21 protein-coding genes, 1 tRNA gene, 1 pseudogene and 1 riboswitch are annotated in these 25,068 nt (G+C 42.9%); of the genes and pseudogenes, 7 read left to right on the top strand and 16 right to left on the bottom strand.

What is annotated here, in order from left to right:
• Window position 1: 1 nt before the first annotated feature.
• Together HEQ19_21355 and HEQ19_21350 are read left to right on the top strand one after the other, a co-directional pair.
• The gene (locus HEQ19_21355; protein ID WYM01670.1) at window positions 2–913 is read left to right on the top strand and encodes a helix-hairpin-helix domain-containing protein; all 912 of its coding nucleotides are present in this window, start codon (window positions 2–4) and stop codon (window positions 911–913) included.
• Between the two features lie 968 nt (window positions 914–1,881).
• On the top strand, window positions 1,882–2,022 hold the full coding sequence (locus tag HEQ19_21350) for a hypothetical protein (protein ID WYM01669.1): 141 nt from the start codon (window positions 1,882–1,884) through the stop codon (window positions 2,020–2,022).
• Between the two features lie 30 nt (window positions 2,023–2,052).
• Here HEQ19_21350 and cobJ read toward each other — a convergent pair whose 3' ends face one another.
• From cobJ to HEQ19_21325, 5 genes are all read right to left on the bottom strand, one after another.
• Window positions 2,053–3,819, bottom strand: coding sequence for a precorrin-3B C(17)-methyltransferase (cobJ, locus tag HEQ19_21345; protein ID WYM01668.1), 1,767 nt, complete (start codon window positions 3,817–3,819; stop codon window positions 2,053–2,055).
• Between the two features lie 211 nt (window positions 3,820–4,030).
• A complete protein-coding gene (locus tag HEQ19_21340; GenBank protein WYM01667.1) occupies window positions 4,031–4,741 on the bottom strand; it encodes a precorrin-2 C(20)-methyltransferase in 711 nt (236 codons plus the stop codon).
• Window positions 4,738–5,364, bottom strand: coding sequence for a precorrin-8X methylmutase (locus HEQ19_21335; protein WYM01666.1), 627 nt, complete (start codon window positions 5,362–5,364; stop codon window positions 4,738–4,740). The genes HEQ19_21340 and HEQ19_21335 overlap by 4 nt, the downstream gene beginning before the upstream one ends.
• A 94-nt stretch (window positions 5,365–5,458) precedes the next feature.
• Window positions 5,459–7,204, bottom strand: coding sequence for a precorrin-3B synthase (cobG, locus tag HEQ19_21330; GenBank protein ID WYM01665.2), 1,746 nt, complete (start codon window positions 7,202–7,204; stop codon window positions 5,459–5,461).
• Window positions 7,178–7,307: riboswitch (cobalamin riboswitch) on the bottom strand. (Overlaps the previous gene by 27 nt.)
• 295 nt (window positions 7,308–7,602) lie before the next feature.
• Entirely contained in the window at window positions 7,603–10,068 is a 2,466-nt protein-coding gene (locus HEQ19_21325) for an AAA family ATPase (GenBank protein ID WYM01664.1), read from the bottom strand.
• A gap of 468 nt (window positions 10,069–10,536) precedes the next feature.
• On the opposite strand from HEQ19_21325, the gene HEQ19_21320 reads away from it, so the two are divergent.
• A complete protein-coding gene (locus HEQ19_21320) occupies window positions 10,537–10,716 on the top strand; it encodes a hypothetical protein (protein ID WYM01663.1) in 180 nt (59 codons plus the stop codon).
• Between the two features lie 131 nt (window positions 10,717–10,847).
• On the opposite strand, the gene HEQ19_21315 is transcribed toward HEQ19_21320, so the two are convergent.
• The 4 genes from HEQ19_21315 to HEQ19_21300 form a co-directional block, all read right to left on the bottom strand.
• Window positions 10,848–11,189, bottom strand: coding sequence for a DUF86 domain-containing protein (locus HEQ19_21315; GenBank protein ID WYM01662.1), 342 nt, complete (start codon window positions 11,187–11,189; stop codon window positions 10,848–10,850).
• A complete protein-coding gene (locus HEQ19_21310; protein ID WYM01661.1) occupies window positions 11,179–11,469 on the bottom strand; it encodes a nucleotidyltransferase family protein in 291 nt (96 codons plus the stop codon). Before HEQ19_21310 ends, HEQ19_21315 begins: the two co-directional genes overlap by 11 nt.
• 79 nt (window positions 11,470–11,548) lie before the next feature.
• Window positions 11,549–12,367, bottom strand: a complete 819-nt coding sequence (locus HEQ19_21305; protein WYM03538.2) for a Uma2 family endonuclease — start codon at window positions 12,365–12,367, stop codon at window positions 11,549–11,551.
• A gap of 165 nt (window positions 12,368–12,532) precedes the next feature.
• The gene (locus HEQ19_21300) at window positions 12,533–13,615 is read right to left on the bottom strand and encodes a class I fructose-bisphosphate aldolase (GenBank protein WYM01660.1); all 1,083 of its coding nucleotides are present in this window, start codon (window positions 13,613–13,615) and stop codon (window positions 12,533–12,535) included.
• Between the two features lie 321 nt (window positions 13,616–13,936).
• On the opposite strand from HEQ19_21300, the gene HEQ19_21295 reads away from it, so the two are divergent.
• Together HEQ19_21295 and fdhD are read left to right on the top strand one after the other, a co-directional pair.
• Window positions 13,937–16,174 carry an FdhF/YdeP family oxidoreductase gene (locus HEQ19_21295; protein WYM01659.1) on the top strand — a complete coding sequence of 746 codons (2,238 nt, stop codon included), beginning with the start codon at window positions 13,937–13,939 and terminating at the stop codon, window positions 16,172–16,174.
• 124 nt (window positions 16,175–16,298) lie between these two features.
• Complete coding sequence (fdhD, locus tag HEQ19_21290) at window positions 16,299–17,138, top strand: formate dehydrogenase accessory sulfurtransferase FdhD (GenBank protein WYM01658.1); 840 nt, start codon at window positions 16,299–16,301, stop codon at window positions 17,136–17,138.
• A 502-nt stretch (window positions 17,139–17,640) separates the two neighbouring features.
• Here fdhD and HEQ19_21285 read toward each other — a convergent pair.
• The 7 genes from HEQ19_21285 to HEQ19_21255 all read right to left on the bottom strand — a co-directional run bounded on the left by HEQ19_21285 (window position 17,641) and on the right by HEQ19_21255 (window position 23,010).
• Window positions 17,641–17,868 carry a ferredoxin family protein gene (locus tag HEQ19_21285; GenBank protein ID WYM01657.1) on the bottom strand — a complete coding sequence of 76 codons (228 nt, stop codon included), beginning with the start codon at window positions 17,866–17,868 and terminating at the stop codon, window positions 17,641–17,643.
• A 60-nt stretch (window positions 17,869–17,928) separates the two neighbouring features.
• Entirely contained in the window at window positions 17,929–19,140 is a 1,212-nt protein-coding gene (locus HEQ19_21280; protein WYM01656.1) for an ATP phosphoribosyltransferase regulatory subunit, read from the bottom strand.
• Complete coding sequence (locus HEQ19_21275) at window positions 19,140–20,102, bottom strand: DnaJ domain-containing protein (protein WYM01655.1); 963 nt, start codon at window positions 20,100–20,102, stop codon at window positions 19,140–19,142. Before HEQ19_21275 ends, HEQ19_21280 begins: the two co-directional genes overlap by 1 nt.
• 524 nt (window positions 20,103–20,626) lie before the next feature.
• Complete coding sequence (locus HEQ19_21270; GenBank protein WYM01654.1) at window positions 20,627–21,439, bottom strand: inositol monophosphatase family protein; 813 nt, start codon at window positions 21,437–21,439, stop codon at window positions 20,627–20,629.
• Between the two features lie 24 nt (window positions 21,440–21,463).
• Window positions 21,464–21,799 (bottom strand): hypothetical protein, encoded by a 336-nt coding sequence (locus tag HEQ19_21265; protein ID WYM01653.1) that lies wholly within the window; start codon window positions 21,797–21,799, stop codon window positions 21,464–21,466.
• A 274-nt stretch (window positions 21,800–22,073) separates the two neighbouring features.
• A complete protein-coding gene (locus tag HEQ19_21260; protein WYM01652.1) occupies window positions 22,074–22,652 on the bottom strand; it encodes a thermonuclease family protein in 579 nt (192 codons plus the stop codon).
• Window positions 22,642–23,010 carry a 2Fe-2S iron-sulfur cluster-binding protein gene (locus HEQ19_21255; GenBank protein ID WYM01651.1) on the bottom strand — a complete coding sequence of 123 codons (369 nt, stop codon included), beginning with the start codon at window positions 23,008–23,010 and terminating at the stop codon, window positions 22,642–22,644. Before HEQ19_21255 ends, HEQ19_21260 begins: the two co-directional genes overlap by 11 nt.
• Window positions 23,011–23,102: 92 nt before the next feature.
• Here HEQ19_21255 and HEQ19_21250 point away from each other — a divergent pair.
• Both HEQ19_21250 and HEQ19_21245 read left to right on the top strand, forming a co-directional pair.
• A tRNA-Ser gene (locus HEQ19_21250) sits at window positions 23,103–23,189 on the top strand.
• A gap of 311 nt (window positions 23,190–23,500) precedes the next feature.
• Window positions 23,501–25,042, top strand: a pseudogene (locus tag HEQ19_21245) (ABC transporter permease subunit).
• The last annotated feature ends 26 nt before the right edge of the window (window positions 25,043–25,068 follow it).

Below are 25,068 nucleotides of genomic sequence, written 5' to 3'. Positions count from 1 at the left end.
TATGAACGCTGCGGAACGACGCGATCGCATTGTTGAGTATTTACGTATTAAGCCAATATCTCACGGTCAAATATACACTTTTCAGATTGCAATTCCAGAGTCTGAAGTTGTAGAACTTCCTTTCGAGAAACGCGAACAATTAAAGATGAGTCTTACCCAACAAGGGACTAATCTCATTCCTCTAATTGTGCGTCGTACTGAAGCTTACAGTGAGGAAGAAGAATATGAAGTTGTCTATGGTGCTGATTGGTGTCTAGTTGCTAAGGAACTTGACATCGAAAAGCTATGGGTTTGGGTTTTTAATCTGACAGATGAGCAAGCTGCTGCTGCTAAACAAGAAATGCAGCAGTTGTTAGGATATTCAGAAGCTATCCCATTAATATTACCATCTGTTGCTGATGAGACAGAATCAAATAAAGCGATCCTTAAACAGTTTGATAAATTATTTTCACAAATAGAAGCTCTTAACAAAAAGATTGAACAAGTTTCTACATCCGTTAAGAAAATAGATATTATTGAGCAAAAAATTGAAAAAATTTCTGCAATTGTCAAAAACATTGAGGAAGCTGAGACTAAGCAGATAATCAATCACGAAATAATAGAACACATTAATAACCAACTTGAAAAATTTGTTCAATCTGTTAAAATACTTGAGAGTTTCACAGGTAATTTACCTGAAGTTGCTCCAATACAGCCAGTGATAAAACCTCAAAAAATCAACATTAATATCATTAGAACTGCTAAAGAGTTAGAACGATATAAAATACCGCACATAGGAAAAAAGACAGCAGAAGCAATTATTAAACTACGGGAACATAAAGGAAAATTTCAATCTCTCGCAGAACTAATCGAGGTAAACGGAATCACTGAAAGAAGGATTAAGGACTTTGATGCTTACCTATTTTGTGAATAGATCATCCTTTAACAGGATTTGCGCTAGTGTCACATTTAAAGAATGGTGCGTGACGCCATAAGTCTTGTGACTGCGTACAATATTTATCGCAGCGTCACGCACCCTACGATTATTAATGTGTCACCCCACTTCTAAACCTGAAACGATAGAAGTTAAGGCGATATAAATAATAAAGTCCGCTGTCGCGGACAGACCATAAGGGGTAATTGTTACCGATATGGGCAACAACTATGTCAGATGGTTTCTTTATTATTGACCAACAAACTTATCTGGTCAAGTTGCTGAGTTTAAATATTTGGACATAATCCCTTGACTTATGTCTCCCAAGCTTTTTTAATTGAAAATCAAAAGTTTATTTTCAAAATTCAATATTTGCACAAATCTTTCTAGTGTAGCAATTATATATCAATACGGTTCGGTTAAGGAAAATTGTAGGTTGGGTTGAGGCTTTGCGTTCGCCCTTGGCGTTCCCGCAGGGTAACCCAACAAACCCGCCAAATGTTGGGTCTACGTTCCTCAACCCAACCTACATGGGTCAAGGTTTTTGGCTCTAACTGAACCGTATTGAATTATGACTGTGATAGATTAAATAAATAAAGTCCGCTTGCGCGGACATAGGTTAGGCTTTCTGTCACTTTGATTGGCTACAATCATGTACCTTGATGTTTTTATTGTTGACTTTAAAAGTTAATAAATCAAGCCAATAAACTTAAGTCTTTGGACATAATTACTTTAATTGTATCTTTTTATTTATTCCAAAATTGAATTGCGGAGAGGTCACGGGAACCGCACGCTTACACCTCCTTCCTCCCTTGCGGAGTGAGGGGTTTGCTTTGGTTCCATGTAGCCATAACACAATCGCAACCTGTGATAATCTTGTACGCTATTCAACAGGAAAATACTATAATAATACCCTGATTTTTTTGACATAAATCCGAGATTTTTGTCTTTCATATTTGAGGCTGACAATGATTTTTCAATTAAAAATAAAAGGGTGGTCAGGTATTTCAACCCCAGGAATGGAACATTCTGGGGTTTTATTTTGGTCATTTGTCATTGGTCATTTGTCATTTGTCATTGGTCATTTGTCATTTGTCATTTGTCATTGACCGTCAACAGTCAACCGTCAGCAATATTTCTTAATATTGGCGTGGCGTATAAACCGAGATACTTCCATCATTGCGCCTAATTGTCCGAGTTTTGCTGGAACCAACGAGAATAACTGTCCGCATATCGGCGACATCTGGCGCTAACTGCTCAAGGGTAATCACCTTGACCGTCTGTCCTAGTCTACCAAGATTCCGTCCTAACACAACCGGAGTATCGCCCGTTCTATAATCTAGTAAAATATTTCTGGCTTCTGCTAATTGCCAAATACGCTCCTTAGAAACCGGATTGTAGAAAGCAATGACAAAATCAGCTGCAGCCGCTGCAGCAATTCGTTGTGCAATAATTGACCAAGGCTTCAAAATATCAGACAGAGAAATCACACAAAAGTCATGACCAAGAGGCGCACCAATCGTAGCTGCTGCGGCTTGCATAGCCGAGATTCCTGGTGCAACATGAATGTGGATGCTGTCCCATTCCGGTTTATTGTGCTGGTCAACCACCTCAAAAATCGCTGCAGCCATTGCGTAAATACCGGGGTCTCCCGAAGAAACTACTGCTACATATCGTCCCTCAGCGGCTAAATCCAGTGCGATCGCCGCCCGTGCTAATTCTTCCCTGTTATCAGACTCATGGCGTCGCTTCCCATCACCCAAGGAACCCACTAAATCAAGGTAAGTTTTGTAACCCACCAGGTCAGTTGCATCCTTGAGAATTTCTTTCACCTCTGTTGACATCCACCGCGACCCACCAGGACCGGTACCAATAACCGCTAATCGCCCCCGTGGCTGACCGATAGTGTTGGGGTCGATGGGGTGGGGGGAGAGGGAGAGAGATGGGGACTTGGGGAGACTTGTACTGAGCGGAGCCGTTGGCGCAGCCTCTCGTAGAGAAGTATGGGGAATTGGTTCCGTGTTGGTGGCGATTAAGGCTGCTGCTTGGGCGCTTGTGTAACCTTGGGATAATAAATATTCTAGCTGATTTGGAGTAAAGAACCGTGCAGGCACATTCAAGGCGCTAGCAACCGCTTGGATAGCTGGATTTGCAGCAGCGGTGATTGGTGCAAATATTCCCGCCACTGATGGAGGGGCTATTTCCTCATCTGCGAGTAGTTGTCTGACTAAATTTAAATTTACCGCTGCATTCCCCTGGGTGCCACTCATGCCAATTGCCACAGTTGCTGGGTGATAAACTAAACAATTGGGAGAGGGAGTCACCAAACGTTCAGTAATTTTGATCGTCAATTCACCATCAGCATCTATAGGTAGTTGACTATCACTCAACCACGGTGCTGTTCCCTCTAACTTCACTTTTGCACCAGCTAGCAAATCAGAGATAAACGTCTTCGCATCATCTGGATTAGCTAAATAATAACCAGGGGGAGGAGACAACAGCGCCGTGCGAAAACGCAAGTCTCCGGTAGTCGTAATGGCTGCTTGGACATTTAGCGCCGCAGCAATACGGCGTGCTAAATCGTTCACCCCATTCAATCCACCCAAAAGAGGGACAACAGCACTACCATCTTCAGCCACAGCCAGAACAGGCGGTTCCTGGCGTTTATCAGAGATTAACGGCGCTAGGGTTCTAATCAATATACCAGAAGCACAAATACCAATCAAGGGCTTTCCTTGGGCAAACAATTCTCGCAAGGTGTCGCCAAAATTCGTGAAACTAATATCAACCTCAGTGGTGCGACCCGCTAAACCGTATAGGGTCGCCCCTGGTAGAACGCTGATGATTTGGCGTGCTACTGATAGACTATTCTGACCTAATACTACAACGGCGGGTGGAACCTTCATGAGTTAATATTACAGCTATTTTTAGGTAATTGAACTTTTTATCTCACGCCAAGGCGCAAAGGCGCAAAGAATAAGAGGTCAAGAAATGTAATTTTGGCATTTCATATTTAGAGTAGTTTTTATGTATTTAGACCACAAGTTTTCTCTATTTCTTCCTTTGCGCCTTTGCGCCTTTGCGTGAGATAAATTCATATTTTCAATCAGCAACGCCCTATAATTGCTGTTTTGTCGGGATGATAATCATGGCGAAATAGGGTACTTCGGCGGGATCAACTTCATCAAGGGATATTATACGTTGTCTTGCGGTCGTCGCCCGTTCTATATATTTAGCGCGTGATGCTAGTCCTAGCTGATGCAAGATATCCCGCACTTTGGTAAAATGACGACCTAGTTTGATAATTGCGGCGGCGTTGGTCGTCAATAGTTGTTTTGTCAATTCTTCTGCTGGTAATGGGGCTGGGAGGACTTTGAGAACATCGTTGTAGTAGGTGAATGGTACGCCTAATGCTACGGGACAAGCCATGAGTGAGGAAATTCCGGGGACAACTTCGGTTTCGTATTTGTCAGATAATCTTGTGAATAAGTACATGAAGGAACCGTAGAAAAACGGGTCTCCTTCACATACTACTACTACATCCCGCCCGGCGGCGAGATGCTGGGCGATTGGTTCAACTTCTTTGTCGTAAATGGATTTGGCTTTTTCTGGTTCTAGGGCGCGGGGGAGGTGATACTGGACTTCGATTTGATTACCGTTGAGATACTGGGCGATGATTCCCCTAGCAATACTATCGCGATCTGTCGCTGATTGATAGGCAATTACAGGGGCAGTTTGCAATAGCCGCAGTGCTTTTAAGGTCAATAGTTCTGGATCGCCGGGTCCGACACCTATTCCGTAGAGACGACCGCCGCTTTTGTTACTCATTCTTCCTCCGTGGCTAGGGCGTTGACTGCAGCAGTGGCGATCGCACTCCCACCGCGTCGTCCATGTAATGTTAAAAATGGTACGTTGCGGCTATCTTCTGCTAGTGCGGCTTTGGATTCTAATGCACCGACGAAACCAACGGGAAATCCTAAGATGACTGCTGGTTTTGGTGCCCCTTGATCGAGCATTTCTAGCAGGCGGAATAGGGCTGTGGGGGCGTTTCCAATGGCTACTACTGCTCCTGCTAGGTGCGATCGCCATAATTCTAAGGCTGCTGCTGATCTAGTAGTACCCAATTTCTGGGCAATTTCTGGTACTGTCGGCTCGTTGAGGGTGCAGATAATTTGGTTGTTTGCTGGTAAACGCTTTCTTGTAATTCCTTCGGCAATCATGCGACAATCGCACAGAATGCTAGCTCCTGCTGCTAATGCTGTCCTTCCAGATAGCACTGCTGTTGGTGAATATCCCACATCGGTAACAATATCCGTCATTCCACAAGCATGAATCATTCTTACTACTACTTTTGCTACATCTGCTGGGAGGATTTCCAGGTTCGCCTCTGACCGGATGATGGCGAAAGAATTACGATATATTTCATTGGCGTCTCGAATGTAGTCGGGCATGGTATGAGTTGGGAGTTAAGAGTTAAGAGTTAGGAGTTAGGAGTTATTATTCTCCCCATCTCCCTTTGCGCCTTTGCGCCTTTGCGTGAGACTTTCATCCTATAAATTTGCAACGCTGCAGTTTTTCTATTTTCTGGGATTGGGTAAATAAGCGCTTTAAGTCTGCGATCGCATATCGATTTGCAAATTCCCCAAAGGATTCATCAGCAGTCATACGTTGAATTTTATAGACCTTTAACATCCGCTCTATCAATGCTGGTACTTCTGCAAAAATCACTGACTGGTAGAGTAGGCGTCCAAATTGTTGGTCTTTGTCACCATCACCAACATAAACGTTATAGCCTTCCTTAGTTTTATTGTCTTCAATGCTGACACCTAGCAATGCAATATCACTTTTGCTATGCTGGGCGCAGGATTTACCGCAGCCGCTGAAGTGTATATTAACTGGACATTCTAAGGTAATATGAGTTTGAATATACTCTGCTAATGCTAAGGCGTGAGTTTTGGTGTCAGTTGCAGAAGCTGCACATCCTCTATTCCCAGAACAGGCAACTAATGCACTGTGAATATTGGTGGTTGAGCAATCTAATCCTAAAACAGCGATTTGGTTTTGCACATCCGTAAGCCATTCCTGGGGAATATCGGTGAGGAGCAAATTCTGCCAAGGGGTTAGTCTGAGATTACCACGGCTGTATTTTTCTGCCACATCAGCTAAACCCCGAATTTGGTAAGTTTCTAAACGACCGAGGGGTAAAACTACGCCGATATAATATAAACCTAGCTGACGTTGGGGATGAATGCCGATATGCTGATATGGCGTTTCCCGACCTAGTGCGGTACACTCATACGGGCACGGCAATGCCGTGCCCCTACTGGCGATATAATTTTGTACTGAATCTGAATGTGTTGTGCTATGAGCGGTACACTCTTTTGGGCACGGCAATGCTGTGCTACTACAACTGGCGATATAATTTTGTACTGAATCTGAATGTGTTGCGCTATAATTGGTTCTGGAAATTTTCTCTGCAACATCTATATATTGATGACGAGAACGCAAGGGGAAGGGTAGATGTTGCTGAACTTCTTGGAGATAATTTTCACAACCTATATTATGCAATAACTCTTGCAACCTCAGTTTGCGTTTTCTGCTGGGGTCGTTATGCTTGAGATAGACATCAGCCAAAGCTGCTAAAACTGGTAAGCATTCCTCTGGCGCCAATAAGATTCCCATATCGGTTGGTGGTTCTCCCTTCGCACCGACACTCAAATACAGGCGAAAGAAAACACTACCATCAACTAAGACGGCGACAAAGGCGATATCATTTAGGCGATCGCCCACTGAAACTCTTCCACCACCATCAAAGCAAACACTAAATTTTGCCGATAGTCCTGATAACTCAGGATGTGCGACGATGTAATTATCCCAGCTTCGCACAAAGGGACGGGTGTCAATCAATTCCTGACGATCAATACCCGCCGTGGGACTGGTCATAATATTGCGGATGTGGTCTACAATAGTATTGCGAGAACCCAAACCCAAATCCTGTAGACGCTTTAAGACTTCAGCATTCATCAGCGAGCGAATTTCCCTCAGTTGGAGGTTAGCGCGATTCGTTATATCAACATAACCACCGCCAAACTCATCTGCAATGTTGGCGATCGCACGGCACTGTTTACTATTAATCATCCCGCCTGGTATTCTGATGCGAGACAAGATACCATCTTGGGCAGGTGTGGCGTAAAATAAGCCTGGACAGGCGCTAAAACTAGACAGCAAAAACAGAACTCCTTCCCCGTGCGACGCAGGTACTAGATGGTTACTAAACCTGAGAGTTGGCATTCTGACTTGGGCAATCCCATTACAGCTGCGGCACAGTCCCGGAATTTCACCGGAGTTTCCCAACTCTGTGTTTTATCAATTTACCATAATAATCGTAGGGTGCGTGACGCAGCGATAAATATAGGACTCCTATTTGATTTTTGAACAAAATTAGGTATCGTAGGGTGCGTTAGGATGAAATCCGTAACGCACCAAATCTTTGATGATGGTGCGTTACGCTGTCGCTAACGCACCCTACGCATCTTTTCAAAAATCAAGCCGGATTCCTATATTGTACGTAGTCACAAGACTTGTGGCGTCACGCACGATATTATATCGCAAGGTGTAGGGGCACGGCACTGCCGTGCCCAAAAGAGTGTACCTGATGAATCGGATTATTCTCCAGACGTGTTGACTTCTTAACGTTCTTCTTCGATTTTTTGCATAATACTTCTTTCAATTAAAGGCACCTCGAAACAAACTCCATCGTTGCTATCAGGTTTTAAAATTTCTTTTTTAATTAGTTTACCCCAAACTCTACGATCTTCTCTAGTCGGGGTGGTTTTGGTAATTAGATTTTTTATACAATCTCGTTGCTCTTGATTGAGACTGTTCTTCCATAACTCATCAAAATAACCATTACCACTTATCAAAGCTTTATCGATAATGCTATCGACATCTTGGGAATTAGCCTGAATATTCAGAGCATTTTCAGGATACTTTAGGTTTAGATAGTCTACTAATTCAGAACAGAGTAACTGCACGAGATAAGGTTGACAGCGCGTCCAATAAATAATTCTTTCTACGGCTTCTGGAAGATAAATATCAGGAAAGTTGGGTACGGGATGTCTAATTAATTCTTCAGCTTCAGAATTTGCTAAATAAGTTAAACGAACAGAACGAGTATTAATCAGATAATCGCTCCAATAGCTTTCGATTTCATCTAAACTATGGGAACCGCTAAAAAGCAGCGTCCAAGCAGCACGATCTTGAATAATGTGGCGCAAAAAGTTAAGGGGTGCGCGAGAACCAGTGCTAGAAATCACTTCTTCAAGACGTTCAAATTCATCCAGACAAAGTAAAAATCTTTTTCCTGGTGCAGTACGTTCAATGGTGGTAAACCAGTTTCGCAAAGTAGGAAAAGGGTCGGTATTTAGTTCTTTTTGATTGGGTGGGGACAAAGTAAGATTACGAGAAGTTCGTGCAGAATCAATGATTTGCTCTACTAAAGATTTAGCTAATCCTGGAAGAGTGATTGCATCCGCAATTCCTTGAACATCTACCCTTAAAGGAATTAAATTTCCGCCTACTTTCTGGGGTAAATATTTGAGAGTAGAAGTTTTACCCGTGCGTCTACCTCCATAGAGTAATAGGGTAGGTGGAAGCGACGTTAAAGCAATTTTTTCAATTTCCCGAAATAGGTCTTGACGACCTTTGAAACGATTTTTGGCTGTTTCGGGGTCTAAGGCTGCTCCGGCAATGTAAACTTGAGGAATTTCTTGGGCATAACGGGGTTCTCTCTCAAAGTCGCGTCGTGCAGTTTCGAGGATACTTAACCACTTTTGAGCGATGTTACTAGAAGCAGTAGCAACGCGAGGATTTTTAATAAAAGCAACACTCTTTGCTATCTGATTCAAAGAGTCAATGGGATTTTTCAGTATTTCTACCTTGCGATAAGCGGAAGTTGCCATGTCTGCGGATTGGACGCTACGGCTAATATCGAGAAACTGGGGTAATACTCTACCCATTTCCAGAGGAGGAGGGGAAGGAATCCAAGCTAATTCCTCGCTAATAGTAATAATGTCACGGAAAGTACGACAACGTTCTAGGGTATTTAAGGTGATATTAACTATGGCGTTTGCTGCAACTTTTTGTTGATTGGTGGAATTAGTCAGGTAATCGATAGTGTTACGGGCTGCATCTGGGTTTTCATGGTATGCCTCTACTAGCATAGTATCCATAAAAGGTAGAGGTAAATAGATTAATTGGTCGAAATAAGGAGGTAAGTAATGCAGTTTTGATGAAACTCTACCCTGACGTGTGAATAAAAACAGCCATCCTACCCACAATAATTCGGGCAACCAAAAATAAACCCGTAGCACTCCTAATATAAACGCTACACTAAATACTACACTAAATACTACACTAAATACTACACTAAATACTACACCAGATGTTAAACCAGATGCTAAACCAGATGCTAAATTAAGTACTACACTTATAAACACACCGAATACTACACTAAATCCTACACCAACTGGTGCAACAGATGTTACACTCAATGTAACACCTAATATTACACTTACTGTTACACTTGATGCTACACCTAGTGTTACACTTAATGCTACACCATATACTGCACTACATAATACACTAGTTACTACAGCAAACGCCACATTTAATGCTACATCAAATGCTATACTAAATGATACACCTGATGCTACAAAAGATACTACAACAGATGCTATATTTGTCAAGAATAGACTAACAAATGCTAATAGTATCGAAATACCCGGGACCGTAAAATAAAATTCTTCTCCAAAAACAACAGAACTAAATCGCGATATAACCTGACCAAGAACCCAAGCAATTAAAAACATTTCGCTAAGAAACCAAGCAAAATGTTCTTGAGTTACGGCAGTATAAATCAGACCTACCGGCAAAACAACTAACTGAGGGGTGATTGCTGTTAGCCAAAAAACTTGTCCTGCGTAGCGATGTAAACGCTCATTATTAGGAAATTGTTTCAGTTTAATATAAGGATTATCATTAGGTTTTAAGTCAGGATGAATCTCTTGTAACCATCGTTTTAAAGTATAGGGTTTGAAATAAATCCAGTAAAGAAGAAGAGCGCATTCATTAATATAATTCCGCAAGCGATACATAAGCTATTATCCAGAAAAATAGGTTTGAATACTAGATAAATTGCAACCCCTAATTAGCACAGTAGTCGAGCCTAAGAAGAGGCGATCGCATCTATACAGGACTTACGCCACGGGCACAATTAGTAGGGTGTCCCGGAAGCTCAAATCCTCATGCTCTCGATCAAATCTAGGTTCTACTCTTCTATAACTCGATTAAAGTGTCACAATTGCGTAAGTTGTACTATAAATTCTACAGATAAACTAGCGAATTTAAAGTCTGCTTTTATACAAGCTACCAAAAATAAATAGATATTGGTCAAAAATCTTAATTCATCGCGCAAATATACAACGCCAGAATTGGTGAAGACGGGTTACAGGGGTTAAGCGCGATCGCCCGTTCCCTGGTCGAACAACCTACCAAATTTCTGGGAAAATGTCAGGGCGATCGCTGTAGAATAAAGAAGCCAACTCTCAACTTCACGATTAAAAATGTGGACAGATGAGATTTTAGAGGAAATCTACAAAATTCGAGAGGAACATGCAAGAGCTTTCAATTACGATTTGAAAGCAATCTGTGATGATTTACGGCAACGACAAGCAACAAGCGGTAGAACAATTATTTCCAAACCTCTGAGACAACCTCACCAGCCGCATAACAAGCTTTTGTAGCGTGCGTTAATGAAATATAACGCACTTTTCAAACAACCTCTAATCACGGGAGAATAAAGCGAGGAATATTCGTGAAAATTTAGTCTAATTTTTCAAAAGATGTTTGATTTAGTAATTTCTTAGTTAATAACTTAAAATTCTTGAGAAATAATAATTAAAATTACTGATTTTAAAGGACTAATTTTAGTTTGAATAATATCCCAAATAATCTCATCTTCTAAGGAAAAATAAGCATGAACTAAAATATCTCTCAATCCAGCAATTTTGCGCCATTCAATATGTGGATATTTATTTCTTATTTCTGGAGGAATTTGTTTAACCGCTTCCCCAATCACTGATAAATTTCTAATTACCGCATCAAATCTTAATTCATCAGCAAAAAAACTATTATCATCTAATCCTTGAGTATAACGGAGAATTTTATCACAACTAATTAAAATATCATCACAATAAAGTTTTAAGCTACGCGACATAAATAGCGTCTTTTTCTACAGAACTAATAATTTGGGGCTTCAACATTTTTTTTGTGACTAAATCAACAGATAGAGATAAATTATCTTCCAAGAAAAATTTTAAGTCCATATATTGATCAAAGGTAACTTTTCCTTCAAATTCTACCAGTAAATCAAGATCGCTAGTATTTTTTGCTTCATCTCTTGCATAAGAACCAAATAAAGCTAAGGAAGTTACACCATAACTTTTAATCGTGGTTAAGTTTTTTTTCAGGAAGTTAATTAAATATTCTCTATTCATCGAACTCTTTGGGTTTGATAGTGATTTATTCTTGAATAATCATAGACAGTTTGCCTCGATAATATCTGCTTTACTTTTATTACCCCGGATTGAAAATCTCGTCAACCGTTAATGGAAACTCTGGGAAAATCAGAGAGATAACGCTATCGCTTCCACGAAATTGCTGTATTTCATATTCCCCGTCCACTAACGAGCAAACGGTAAAAGTTGGTTGTTTAGGTGAGCCAATATAGCGCCGTCCACCGATACCAAGATAATCTGCAATCCAGTATTCTTGAATGCCAAACTCTTCGTAGTCTGCTAATTTGACAAGATAATCATCTCGCCAATTAGTTGAAACAACTTCTACCACCAGTTTAATCGACTGACTTTTGGTGATGATCGATTCTCGTTCCCAACGTGACTCATTAGCAATAGCAGTTTCATCTAAAACAATGATATCAGGTTCATAACCTGTATCACTAGCAATTTTGACTACACATTCTTTAGGAATAAAATAGGGCTGATTTGCTTGTCGAATAACGGTGCCCAGAGTGAACGCCAAATCACCAGCCAATCTAGAATGCTTACCTCTTGGTTTGGGCATTTCGATAATTACCCCTCGCCTCAATTCATACTGGCTCTGTGAATTTTCTGGATACCAATCAATGAACTCGTCAAATGACACTGGTGTTTTATCAATGACGGCAATCATCAAGGTTGCTGCTCCTAAGTTACCGCTGATTTTGATGGCATCTTGATCTAGATTGCCACCAGTTATTCGATGTAGCTTAAGTCTTAGTGTAACACGAGACTGAACAAGTTGGGTTGAGCTAATGCTAAGAAGATGAGGAGGAATAATAAAATGAGTGCGTGATCTAGCGCCGGAGTAAGCGATCAAGTAGACTCGTAGGGGCACGGCATTGCCGTGCCCTTACACATCGCGATATGATATTGTACCGAATCTGAATCGGAAGCGCTATAAGCCATTTTTGTTATACATTAAAGTCTACCAATTTGTAGAGTGCATCAGACCTAAAATATTGAATTTCATTATTTTCTGGTTCGCTGACGCACCCTACGACTAAGCTATGGTAACATCTGGAGACAAATAAACATCCTGGATGGCGTGAAACAACTCCACCCCTTGATCAAACGGACGCTGGAACGCCTTTCTTCCCGTAATTAATCCCGTACCACCAGCGCGTTTATTAATTACCGCAGTGCGAACTGCTTCTGCAAAGTCATTTTTACCAGAAGCGCCACCAGAATTAATTAATCCTGCACGTCCACAGTAGCAATTCAGCACTTGGTAACGAGTCAAATCAATTGGGTGGTCGGTTGTCAATTCTGTGTAAACTCGCTTGTCGATTTTACCATAACTTTTACCAGTTGCTTTGGCTACGGCAGCGTAACCATGATTATTTTCCGGCAATTTTTGTTTAATGATGTCGGCTTCAATGGTCACACCCAAATGGTTCGCCTGTCCAGTGAGGTCTGCAGCAAGATGATAGTCTTGATCTTGTTTAAAAGCGTTGTTCCGCAGATAGCACCAAAGAATAGTTACCAGTCCCAATTCATGGGCGCGTTTAAAAGCTTTGCTAACTTCCTGAATTTGTCTGGTAGACTGTTCAGAACCAAAATAAATTGTCGCCCCTATAGCCACAGCACCCAAATTCCAAGCTTGTTCTACATCCGCAAATAATACTTGGTCAAATTGATTGGGATATGTCAATAATTCATTGTGGTTAATTTTGACAATCAAAGGGATTTTGTGAGCATATTTACGCGAAATACTACCCAAAACTCCCAAAGTTGTCGCCACAGCATTGCAACCGCCAGCAATTGCCAACTTGACAATATTTTCTGGGTCAAAGTAAATAGGATTAGGCGCAAACGATGCCCCTGCTGAGTGTTCAATACCTTGGTCTACTGGTAAAATCGAGAGATAGCCAGTATTTGCCAAACGACCAGTAGAGTAAAGTTGTTGGAAATTACGCAATACTTGAGGATGGCGATCGCTATTTAGCCAAACACGATCAATAAAATCAGAGCCGGGTAAATGCAATAAATCTTGAGAAACCTTTGCCTTATAGGTAAGTAGGTATTCAGCCTCTTTCCCTAGCATGGACTCGATAGAATTACCTTCTAAGAGCGTTGCAGTCATGGCTTTTTCCTCAAAAATTGAGTGACCTTACCTTTAAACTAGTACAAAACAGCCTAAGTCATCAACCCTGATAATGAATACCGAGTTATTATCTACCCTGAGATTGAGATTTACTCCCTTCCCGCTAGAAAATTATCAAAAATATAATATCTTTTTGACATCCTCAACTTTGCACCTAAAGCAGAGGGCACAGCATTGCTTTCACCCTACCACCTTGTGTGATTACCTTCGTTTGATCTATAACCTATGACACAATGACGACCCTGAGCAGGAGATCTAAACTAGTGAATAAATAATACACTTGTTATTGGCACACCCACGATGTTACCTAAACCCAAGAAACACTGGACGCCCGCAAATTGGGCAAGTTGGAAGCCTTTTGGTATTGGCGAACAGTATCCCAATAACTACTGGGAAGTCTTTCGCGCCATCTGGCAATCTCGTGACCAGCTACCCTATGCTTGGAATATCCTCAACAAGGGTGTCTGTGATGGTTGTGCCCTGGGGACTACGGGGATGAAAGATTGGACGCTTGATGGTATTCATTTGTGCAATGTCCGTCTGCGGTTGTTACAAATGAATACTATGTCAGCCTTAGACCCTGTACTGCTGGGCGATATTTCCCCATTGCAAAACCAAAAAAGTGCCCAATTGCGTGACTTAGGAAGGCTTCCCTACCCTATGATTCGTCAACGGGGGGACAAAGGTTTTCGCCGTGTTACTTGGGATGAAGCAATAAATGTCATTGCCAGTCGCATTCGCGCTACCACCCCAGACCGTCTCAGCTTTTATGTTACCAGTCGCGGCACCGTCAATGAAACTTATTACGCAACTCAAAAAGCTGTGCGGGCAATGGGATGCAATAATATAGATAATGCTGCTCGCATCTGCCATTCTCCCAGTACCGCAGGCTTGAAAGCGTCTCTCGGTGCGGCTGCTACCACCTGTTCTTATAAAGATTGGATTGGTACTGATTTATTAGTCTTCATTGGCTCAAATGTTGCCAATAATCAGCCTGTCACCGTTAAATATCTCCACTACGCTAAAAAAGCTGGCACGAAAATTGTCGTAATTAACACCTACCGTGAGCCAGGAATGGAACGCTATTGGGTGCCTTCAATTGTGGAAAGTGCAATTTTTGGGACGAAATTTGCCGAAGATTTCTTTTTGGTGAATATGGGTGGAGATATTGCCTTTTTAAATGGTACAATCAAACATATAATCGCCAATGATTGGGTAGACTCGTCGTTTATTGAGCGTTACACTACAGGCTTTGACTCACTCCAGGCATCCTTAGAAAGTCAATCTTGGGAAGAGTTAGAACGACTTTCTGGAAGTTCCCGTGAGCAAATGTACGCCTTTGCCAAAATGGTCAAGGAAGCCAACAAAGCTGTATTTGTCTGGAGTATGGGCATTACCCAACATGAATGCGGTGAAGATAACGTGCGGAGTATCATCAACCTCGCACTCACCAAAGGCTTTGTCGGTCGCGAAGGCTGCGGTTTAATGCCAATTCGCGGTCATTCTGGGGTACAGGGTGGCGCGGAAATGGGATGTTACGCCACAGTTTTCCCCGGTGGTAAGCCGATCACCCCAGAAAATGCAGCCCAGTTAAGTCAAAGTTGGGGCTTTGATGTCCCGACAAACAAGGGTTTAATTGCCCCAGAAATGATTGATGCCGCACATAGAGGAAAATTAGATGTATTATTCTCTGTAGGGGGTAACTTTCTGGAAGTATTGCCAGAACCAGATTATGTGGAAGGTGCCCTGAAGCAGATACCCCTACGGGTACACATGGATATTGTGCTTTCCAGCCAAATGCTTGTGGAACCAGCGGATACTGTGGTGCTGTTACCCGCGACCACTCGCTACGAAATCCCAGGGGGAGTCACAGAAACCAACACCGAACGCCGAGTAATATTTAGTCCAGAAATTCCCGGACCGCGTATTGGTGAAGCGCGTCCAGAGTGGGAAGTTTTCCTGGAATTAGCAAGGCGGGTAAAACCAGATTTAGCAGAACAGCTAAGTTTTGTGAATACGGCGGCGATGCGTCAAGAAATTGCTCAAATTGTACCACAATATGCAGGTATTCAACACTTACAACAGGCGGGGGATCAGTTTCAATATGGCGGTTCCCATTTATGCTTTGGTTGGAATTTTCCCACAGATGACTCTAAAGCGCATTTTGCAGTATTGTCTCCACCAAGACGAGAATTACCAGCAGGTTGTTTTTTACTTGCAACCCGTCGCGGTAAACAATTTAATAGTATGGTGCAGGAACGCAAAGATGCAATTACCGGAGCTATGCGAGAGGCTGTGTTAATGAATGCTACTGATGCGGCACAATTAGGATTAAAAGATGGAGATCAGGTAATTCTCAAAAATGATTTGGGACAGTTGGAGGGACAAGTTTATCTGGCGCCAATTCAATCAGGAAATTTACAAGTACACTGGCCTGAAGGAAATGTGTTATTAGATAAAAGTAAGCGATCTTTGGAAGGTGTGCCTGATTATAATGCTGTGGTGCAGTTAGAAAAGGTTGGCGTTTCTACCAACTAAAAAAATATCTAATTTGTAGGGTGCGTCAGATGCCAAAAATCTGTTGAGAATTACGAAAAACTCCAATCTGACGCACCCTATTATACTCTCTGCGCCTCTGCGTGACCAATATCCTAGATAATTAATGAATATACGTATCGGCAGCAAAACTAAAGCCTCTGTCTGGGTGGTCGAAAATGGCAAAATGCGCCCTCGACAAGACCAACTAACTACCGAGGAACCCCTAGAAATTCGCCTGGTATCCCCACGTCGCACGGTAGCTGTGACTATGCGGACACCAGGGGCTGATTTTGAATTAGCTGCTGGCTTTCTCTACGCTGAAGGTGTCATTAGCTGTAAGCAAGATATCCAACGCCTGAGCTATTGTGTTGATGAGTCTGTAGACGGTGAACAGCGCTATAATATTGTCAATGTTGAATTGCGCTCAGGTTTGATTCCAGATTTACAGCCTCTGGAGCGTCATTTCTACACTACCAGCGCCTGTGGCGTTTGCGGTAAAGCTAGTTTGGCAGCTTTGCGGTTGCGGGGTTGTCCTGTAATTTCTCCAGAGCCAACAGTCAAGCCTGAGATTATCTATAGTTTACCAGATAAATTGCGATCTGCTCAAGGTATTTTCACCGCTACCGGGGGTTTGCACGCGGCGGCTGTATTTGACGCCCAAGGGAATTTATTAAATCTGCGGGAGGATGTTGGGCGTCATAATGCTCTAGATAAATTGATTGGTTCGGCAATGCTATCTGAGGAATTGCCGTTCAATAATCATATTGTGATGGTTAGCGGACGTTCTAGTTTTGAGCTTTTGCAAAAGTCTGTGGCTGCTGGGGTGCCAATTGTTTGCTCTGTTTCCGCTCCTAGTAGTTTAGCAGTGTCCGTGGCGCAGGAATTTGGCATTACCTTAATTGGATTCCTACGCGGGGAACGGTTTAATGTCTACACTGGATGGGAGCGGATAAATTTTTCTTGACAGTCTTAATTATCAAAAATCTGGGTCTAAAACCCCGTCATTCTAGGACGGCTTTTGGTATAATAGGCTTTGTGGAAGGGTAATCAACCACATAAAAAACCCATTTGCTACCTAACAAGTAGACGCTGCACCTTCTCCCAAAGGGAGAGGCTACGCCAAGACAACTAAATCTATGGGGTTCTACTTCGTAGTTCTAGTATCGCCTGGAAGTAGGTAAAAGATTTACAGGTACTAGACTAACAGCATTAAACTGCAAACAAATTTTGCACTATGTGCAACTATGGTCGGGCGGACCAAAAGTTAACGCTTGCGGAGAGAACCACCTCTGGCTTAGATACCGCAAGGGGTCTAGGCTAAGTGGACTCGTTGAACCAAGAATCCTTAGCCTTTAGGCTAAGGAGTGTCAAACATTTACTGAAAACAAAAATAAAGGTTTCCCCCATCCTTGTTGCAAAATCTGTAGGGGCGCAAGGCCTTGCGCCCCTACTTAGGGCTGAGAAATTTATTTTGGTATTTTTTGTAACGCTGGCTGTTCTTCAGCTAGTATTGCACCTGCGACTGGGCAAACTTGGAGACATATACCACAGTCGATGCAGGTTGTAAAGTCAATCCAGTACCAATCAGTACCTTTGACATTTTTGCCTGGTCCTTCATGAATGCAAGCTACTGGACAGGCTTCTACGCAGTCGGCAACGCCTTCGCAGACATCGGTAACAATGGTGTGCGGCATATTCTTGATTCCCTCTGTTTTCAGTCAGTCTTTTTTAGGCTAGCAATGGCAGATATACTATTAAAGTAATGGTTCGACTATGGGTGAACCGTCGGCTTGAATCCAGGCAATTTGGGCAATGCGGCGATCGCTTGCATATTGCCGAATTACTTGTGCATCCCGTCCCCCCAAGTCCATTTCGACTCGCACCAAATCGCTAGTATCTCGCAGTTTTTGGGCGTATGTGAAAGCGGGGGCGATCGCACTCGTTGTCTGGGCTACTACCAACCAATTACTGGCTGGGGTATCTTGCGGTAATTGCTGTTTTTCGGCAAGTATTTGGTATAAATCTTCGATATTCAGCGCAAAGCCGATACCGGGAATGTTTTCTCCTTGGGGATGATATAGCCCTAAAAGTTGGTCATAGCGACCACCACGCCCTAAAATCGTGGCTCGTCCGTCGGTATCGTTGACGACTTCAAACACAATCCCTGTGTAGTAGTCGATAGTTTGAATTAGACTCAGGTCAAGGATTAAGGGGAAATTCCCTTTTGATTCCAGTAACTGCACCAAGGATGTGAGGTTATTCACCGCCTCTTGCTGCTGTTTATCTAAATCGAAACTATTGACTTTTTGCAACACATCGGCACTGTTACCGCGTAGATCCAGCAGAATTCTGGCGCGATCGCGTAGTTCATCACTCAGGGGTAAATTATCGATAGTAATGCGGTCGAGATGGGCGATCGCCGTGCGAATTTTCCCTTGTAAATGAACCGGAAAAGCATCCAAAAGCGATCGCGTGATTCCCGCTTCGCCTAAAATTAAATGGCAGCTTTGCAAGCCTAGTGCTTGCAAACAATCTGCCACTAACAACAATATCTCGGCATTTGCGAGCAATCCACCAGCACCCAACAACTCTACCCCAGCTTGATAAAACTCATGCTGGCGATTGTGTCTGTTTTCCCAAATGCGGCGGAACACATTGGCATTATAATATAGCCGTTGTGGATAGTTAGCACCTGCCATCCGAGTCACAACAGTCCGAGCTATCGAAGCTGTCAATTCTGGACGCAATCCTAATTCTTCATCTTCAGGATTTTGCAGTTCAATCACCGCTTGACGCCGAATTGCTTCCCCCGCCATCAGGGTATCCATGCGCTCCAGCGTCGAGGTGATAATCCTATGATATCCCCAACGGTGAAAGACCTGCTCTAACCTATCTTCAATCCAGCGTTTTTGAGCCACATCCAAAGGTAATAAATCCCTGGCTCCCGCTGCTGGTTGATACACCATTATTTTTTCTTCCCACCAAACAAACCACCAAATAAACCATTACTCCCAGACTTCTCTGGTTGCTTACCCGAAGAACTTGGAGATGAAGTTATATTACCACCACCTGATTGTCCTCCCAAAGCTTTGTCTATTTTCGGTTTCCAAGCTAAAGCTGTTTCGTCTTTGGGGTCTAATTTCAACGAATTATCAAAATGAATCTTGGCCATTTTTAGCTGATTTTGCTTCAAATACACCAATGCTATCAGGCTATGACACCGGCTATTCTTCGGAGCCAATTTTAGCGCATCTTGTAACTCTACCTTAGCTTGGGCAAACTGGTTTTTTTCAATTAACGATTGACCCCGACGGATATATTGTTCCACAGCCGCATCTTCTTTGGGCGGTGGTGGTGAAGGAGGAGATACACCATCTGGATTGTTGGGGGGATTTACAGGAGTAGTTGGGTTAGCTGGGGGTTGAACAGCAGACTGCGCTGCTAAGGATTTACCAGCACTCCGCATTAAGTAAACCAAATTCAACTCGCTAATATTAGCAATCAGTTGCGGTACTTGCTGCAAAGAGTCATATTGTGCTTGTGCAAGTTTAGCGATCGCACTTTTATAAAGATGCTCAAAATTCGGCGCATTAGCTAGCTGCTTCGCCAAATCAGTGATAAGTTCCACCGAAGACGATTCTAGTACCAAACGCTTGCCCATTTGAGATAAAACAATCATGTATTCCGAGCGGGTGCGGTCTCCAGAAACTTTTTCATAAGCCGGGTTAACCAACTTCGACAGAAATTCACTCGCCAGCTGTTTCTCCATCGGACTTGCAGTGGGATTACTATCAGGATGCAACCGCCGCGCAATTGTCAAGTAGCGTTTGCGAATTTCTTTCACATCTGCATCAACAGCAACACACAACACTGCATGATGATCTATGAAATCATATTTGAAAAGACCGCGATCTATTCTTAAAGACATAAACTGATTGCACCACTACAGCAGAGAGATTCTCTCTAGTTTACTTCGCTACATCAGTTTGTCAGTAGGGAAAATTCCCTATATTGTTAAGGGTTAAGGGTCAAGGGTCAAGGGTCAAGGGTCAAGGGTCAAGGGTCAAGGGTCAAGGGTCAAGGGTCAAGGGTCAAGGGTCAAGGGTCAAGGGTCAAGGGTCAAGGGTCAAGGGTCAAGGGTCAAGGGTCAAGGGTCAAGGGTCAAGGGTCAAGGGTCAAGGGTCAAGGGTCAAGGGTCAAGGGTCAAGGGTCAAGGGTCAAGGGTCAAGGGTCAAGGGTCAAGGGTCAAGGGTCAAGGGTCAAGGGTCAAGGGTCAAGGGTCAAGGGTCAAGGGTCAAGGGTCAAGGGTCAAGGGTCAAGGGTCAAGGGTCAAGGGTCATTGATTTTTCTCTCCAATCCCCAATCCCCAATCCCCAATCCACAATCCCCAATCCACAATCCCCAATCCCCAATCCCCAATCCCCAATCCCCAATCCCCAATCCCCAATCCCCTCACTTCCACGCAGAAAGTGGTGGAACTTGTAGCAATTCTCGACTGAGGTTGTCGTGAAGATGAGCATTTGTAGCCAAAATTCTTCCTGTATCAATTTTTAAAGGACTAGCATCATAGGCGGTAACTTTCCCCCCAGCCTCCTGTAACAAAATTACCCCAGCGACAATATCCCACGGAGCGATTCCCCGTTCCCAGTAACCATCAACACGACCACAGGCGACATAGGCTAAATCTAGTGCAGCAGAACCACCGCGCCTAACGCCTTGGGTAAGATGGGTGAGGTGAGCAAATTCTGCGTAATTATTGTCTGACGTTTCCCGACGGTCATAAGCAAATCCCGTAGTCAGTAGACTCTTACCTAGTTCCGAAGTTTCCGAAACCTTTATAGGACGGCGGTTACGTGTCGCCCCCAAACCAGCAGCACCACGAAATAACTCATCACGAAAGGGGTCATAAATCACACCAACTTGTGGTACACCATTAATTAATAACCCAATCGAAACAGCAAAACAGGGGTATTGGTGAGCAAAGTTAGTTGTACCATCTAAAGGATCAATAGCCCAGAGAAATTCATTATCTTGATTTCCCAGTTTCCCAGATTCCTCAGCCAAGATAGAGTGGTCAGGAAAGTGACGCCGCAAAATTTCCAAAACCACCGTCTCCGAAGCCTTATCAGCCGCAGTCACTAAATCACCAGGGCGTCCTTTTTCAGTAATTGCATCTTCCAGCTTACCCAAATAACCCTGCAACACAGTACCAGCAGCTAAAGCCGCTTCAGTAGCAATTTCCAGAAAAGTTTGTAGATTTGTCATTGGTCAATTGTCCGTTGTCATTGGTCAATTGTCCGTTGTCATGAGAATTTTCTCAACTAGATTGGGGATTGGGGATTGGGGATTGGGATTTTCAGTGTCGAGTTCCAAGGTTGAAGTGTCGAGTTCCAAGGTTGAAGTGTCGAGTTCCAAGGTTGAAGTGTCGAGTTCCAAGGTTGAAGTGTCGAGTTCCAAGGTTGAAGTGTCGAGTTCCAAACCTGAAGTGTCGAGTTCCAAGGTTGAAGTGTCGAGTTCCAAACCTGAAGTGTCGAGTTCCAAACCTGAAGTGTCGAGTTCCAAGGTTGAAGTGTCGAGTTCCAAGGTTGAAGTGTCGAGTTCCAAACCTGAAGTGTCGAGTTCCAAGCTTGAAAAAATCTTTGCAACACATCGATAATCTGTAGAGGCGCAAGGCCTTGCGCCCCTACCCTATGTGTCAATACAGTTCAGTTAAGGAAAATTGTCGTAGGGGCACGGCACGAATAAAATTGTCATTAGAAGAAAAAATTTTGGATGCCGTGCCCCGTAAGTGTATATCATTCGAGCCTAACTGAACCGTATTGCCCTATGTGTCCCATTCTTTTTTCAAATTGGTATTATTTTAATTCAGTGACAAACCCCCTCTCCCTCTCCTTCCTAATCAGCGAAACCGACGGCGAAACTCAGCCGGAGTCAGACGCATAGGCTTTTCTGGGTTCCAAATACCTTGTCCCATGAGCCTAGCCCATTGTTGAGCGCGTTCTAAAAGCTGGTCATATTTGTGATTAGGCGATCGCGCTACAAATAGTCCATACCCTTGTTTCACCATTTGCTCATTCAACAGGACATTATCCTTCCACACATAAGCCAGAGTCCGCCCAATTTTATCTTTTGTTTCAATATCAAACTCCAGCTTTACAGGTTGTTCAGCACTCCCCATTAGCGCCTCCAAAGCTTCTTTAGCGTCATCACCCCAAGGCTGTTGTCGCAAATCTGGCGCATCAATCCCAATTAACCGCACCTGAGAAATCAAATTTGGTTGTTCAGCCATCCCCAACACTTCCAAACTTTGACCACTCACCACCCGCGCCACCTTCACCAGCGCCTCATTCACCGTCGGCGGACTTTTACCTTGACAACTCACCAACAATAATAAACAAACCAAAATCCCAAAACGCACCACCAAACTCCTCATCTCCACCTTTGCGCCTCTGCGCCTTTGCGTGAACCTAATCCTCATCCAAAGGTAAACCCGCCCTTACCTTACCCCTACCAAAATAGCGCCCAAACTGAAGTTCGTAGACCTCATCTTCATCTTGAGTTTCCACCTCAATATCAGAACGGGGATAACTCACACACAACAGCGCATAACCTTGACGGCGCAACTGGGGCGACAATCCAATCGCCTCCGGTTGGTAAATTTCTCCCGACAATACCCTGACAGCACAGGTGGTACAAGCACCATTGCGACAAGAAAACGGGAGTTCTGTACCTTGCTGTTCAGCACTGTGGAGGATATAGCGGTCTTCTGGAACTTGCAGGCTGTATTCCGTGCCAGTATGGCGATCGTGAACTTTAATCGTGTATGTTCGGGACATCGGGAATGGTAATTTTAGATTTAATCGCAAAAGTCTTTTATTATCATTGCATTTTTTGGAATTTCATTGTAAGATGGTAAATCGTGATGCCTGGAGAGATGGCCGAGTGGTTTAAGGCGCAGCACTGGAAATGCTGTTTGGGGGCAACTTCAACTAGGGTTCAAATCCCTATCTCTCCGTTTTACCATGCAGTGTGTGTTTAATTTGATGGTAAACAGACCCGCGTTTTCAGGGTTTAGCAATGCTAAACCCCTACGAAATCTCCGGTTTCTTTGCAGTCCATATTTTGTGTTTTTTGTCAATACGTAAGTCCTATTTATTTTCATTTCGTCACGAACTTGTGCAATCATGTACTAAGCTACAAAGTGCCATTGCGGTCAGGCAATTTGTGATTTATGCGGTTTTCAGAATATTTTTGTAATAATTGTATCTTGTAAACAACCGAGCTAATTTTTTACATTGGTTATGAAACAAGCAAAATAATAAAAAAATGTTCCAGTCAAAAGTAACCCGAAAGCATTTTCTACAGCAATCCTTGATTGTTCTAAGTGGCTTGCTTGTATTATCTGCCTGCAACCCGGCTAATAACAATTCCAACACAAAAACCATCAAGGTTGCTATAGAACCTGCGTTTCCACCTTTTGAGTCAAAGTCTCAAGATGGAAGACTTGAAGGGTTTGACATTGATGTAATCAATGCAGTAGCCAAAGAAGCTGGTTGGACTGTCAGCTTTGAAAGTCTACCTTTTGATGGTATCATTCCCGCACTTCAGGCTGATAGGGTGGACGCAGCAATTAGTGCTATCACCATCACCCCAGAGCGTCAGAAGACAGTATCCTTCTCTCGACCATACTTTAAAGCTGGTCTGGCGATCGCAGTCCGGGAGAACAACACAGATATCACTTCTATCAATAATCTTCAAAAGAAGAAAATCGCTGTCCAAATTGGAACTACAGGCGCAGAAAAAGCAAAGAGTATTCCTGGAGCGAAAGTTAGTCAATTTGATTCTGCACCGTTAGCATTACTAGAACTAAGCAATGGTAATGTAGATGCGGTAATTAACGATGCTCCTGTTACCTTATATGCCATCAGTGCAGGTAAAATTAAAGGCATTAAGGTCGTTGGTCAGCTAGTAACAGAAGAATTTTATGGCATTGCCACCCCAAAAGATTCAAAATACATCAATGGTATTAATACTGCTTTAGGAAAGTTAATTGAAAACGGTACTTACACTAAGATTTATCAAAAATGGTTTACAGCCGAACCACCAAAACTGCCAGAAACAGTTAAATAAAGTTGAGTCCGCTTTTTTTGGGATGCTTTTATGCTTACCTTTGTACAAATAATATTTGAAGCTTTACCCAGTTTAATGATTGGTACTGGGTTGACACTTCAAATTACCTTTGTTTCAATGTCTTTGGGCTTGATAGGTGGTTCTTTGATTGGAATTGCCCGTTTATCATCTATTACAATAGTCCGTCAGTTAGCACGAGTCTACGTGGATTTCTTGCGAGGAACTCCATTATTAGTGCAGATATTTATGGTTTATTTTGGTTTACCTGCACTGGCTAAAGAGTTTGGGTTGAGCTTCCGTTTGGATAGTATTTTTGCAGGGATTCTGGCTCTTAGCTTTAATGGTGCTGCTTATATTGCAGAGATAATTAGAGCGGGGATTCAATCTATTGATCGGGGACAGACAGAGGCTGCACAATCTTTAGGAATGGGGTCTATGCAAATCATGCGCCATATAATTTTTCCCCAGGCGTTTAGGCGCATGATACCACCTTTAGGAAATGAGTTTATTTCTCTACTCAAAGACACTAGCTTAGTAGCTGTAATTGGCTTAGAAGAATTGTTCCGCAAAGGACAACTTATTGTTGCCAATAACTATCGTGCGTTTGAGATTTATGCAGCTGTGGCTTTAATATACTTAGTTCTAACACTAATTGCTTCTCAAGCTTTTAGCTTTTTGGAAGAGTCAATGGTTCCGATTAAGGGTTCTTATAACAAGGAGTACAAAAATATTAAATGAACCGCATAGTTAGGGCTATGCCCACT

Origin of the sequence: Gloeotrichia echinulata CP02 (assembly GCA_038087035.1) — a bacterium.
In the GTDB taxonomy this organism is placed as follows: Bacteria; Cyanobacteriota; Cyanobacteriia; order Cyanobacteriales; family Nostocaceae; genus Gloeotrichia; species Gloeotrichia echinulata.
This window is presented reverse-complemented; position numbering and strand designations above follow the sequence as displayed.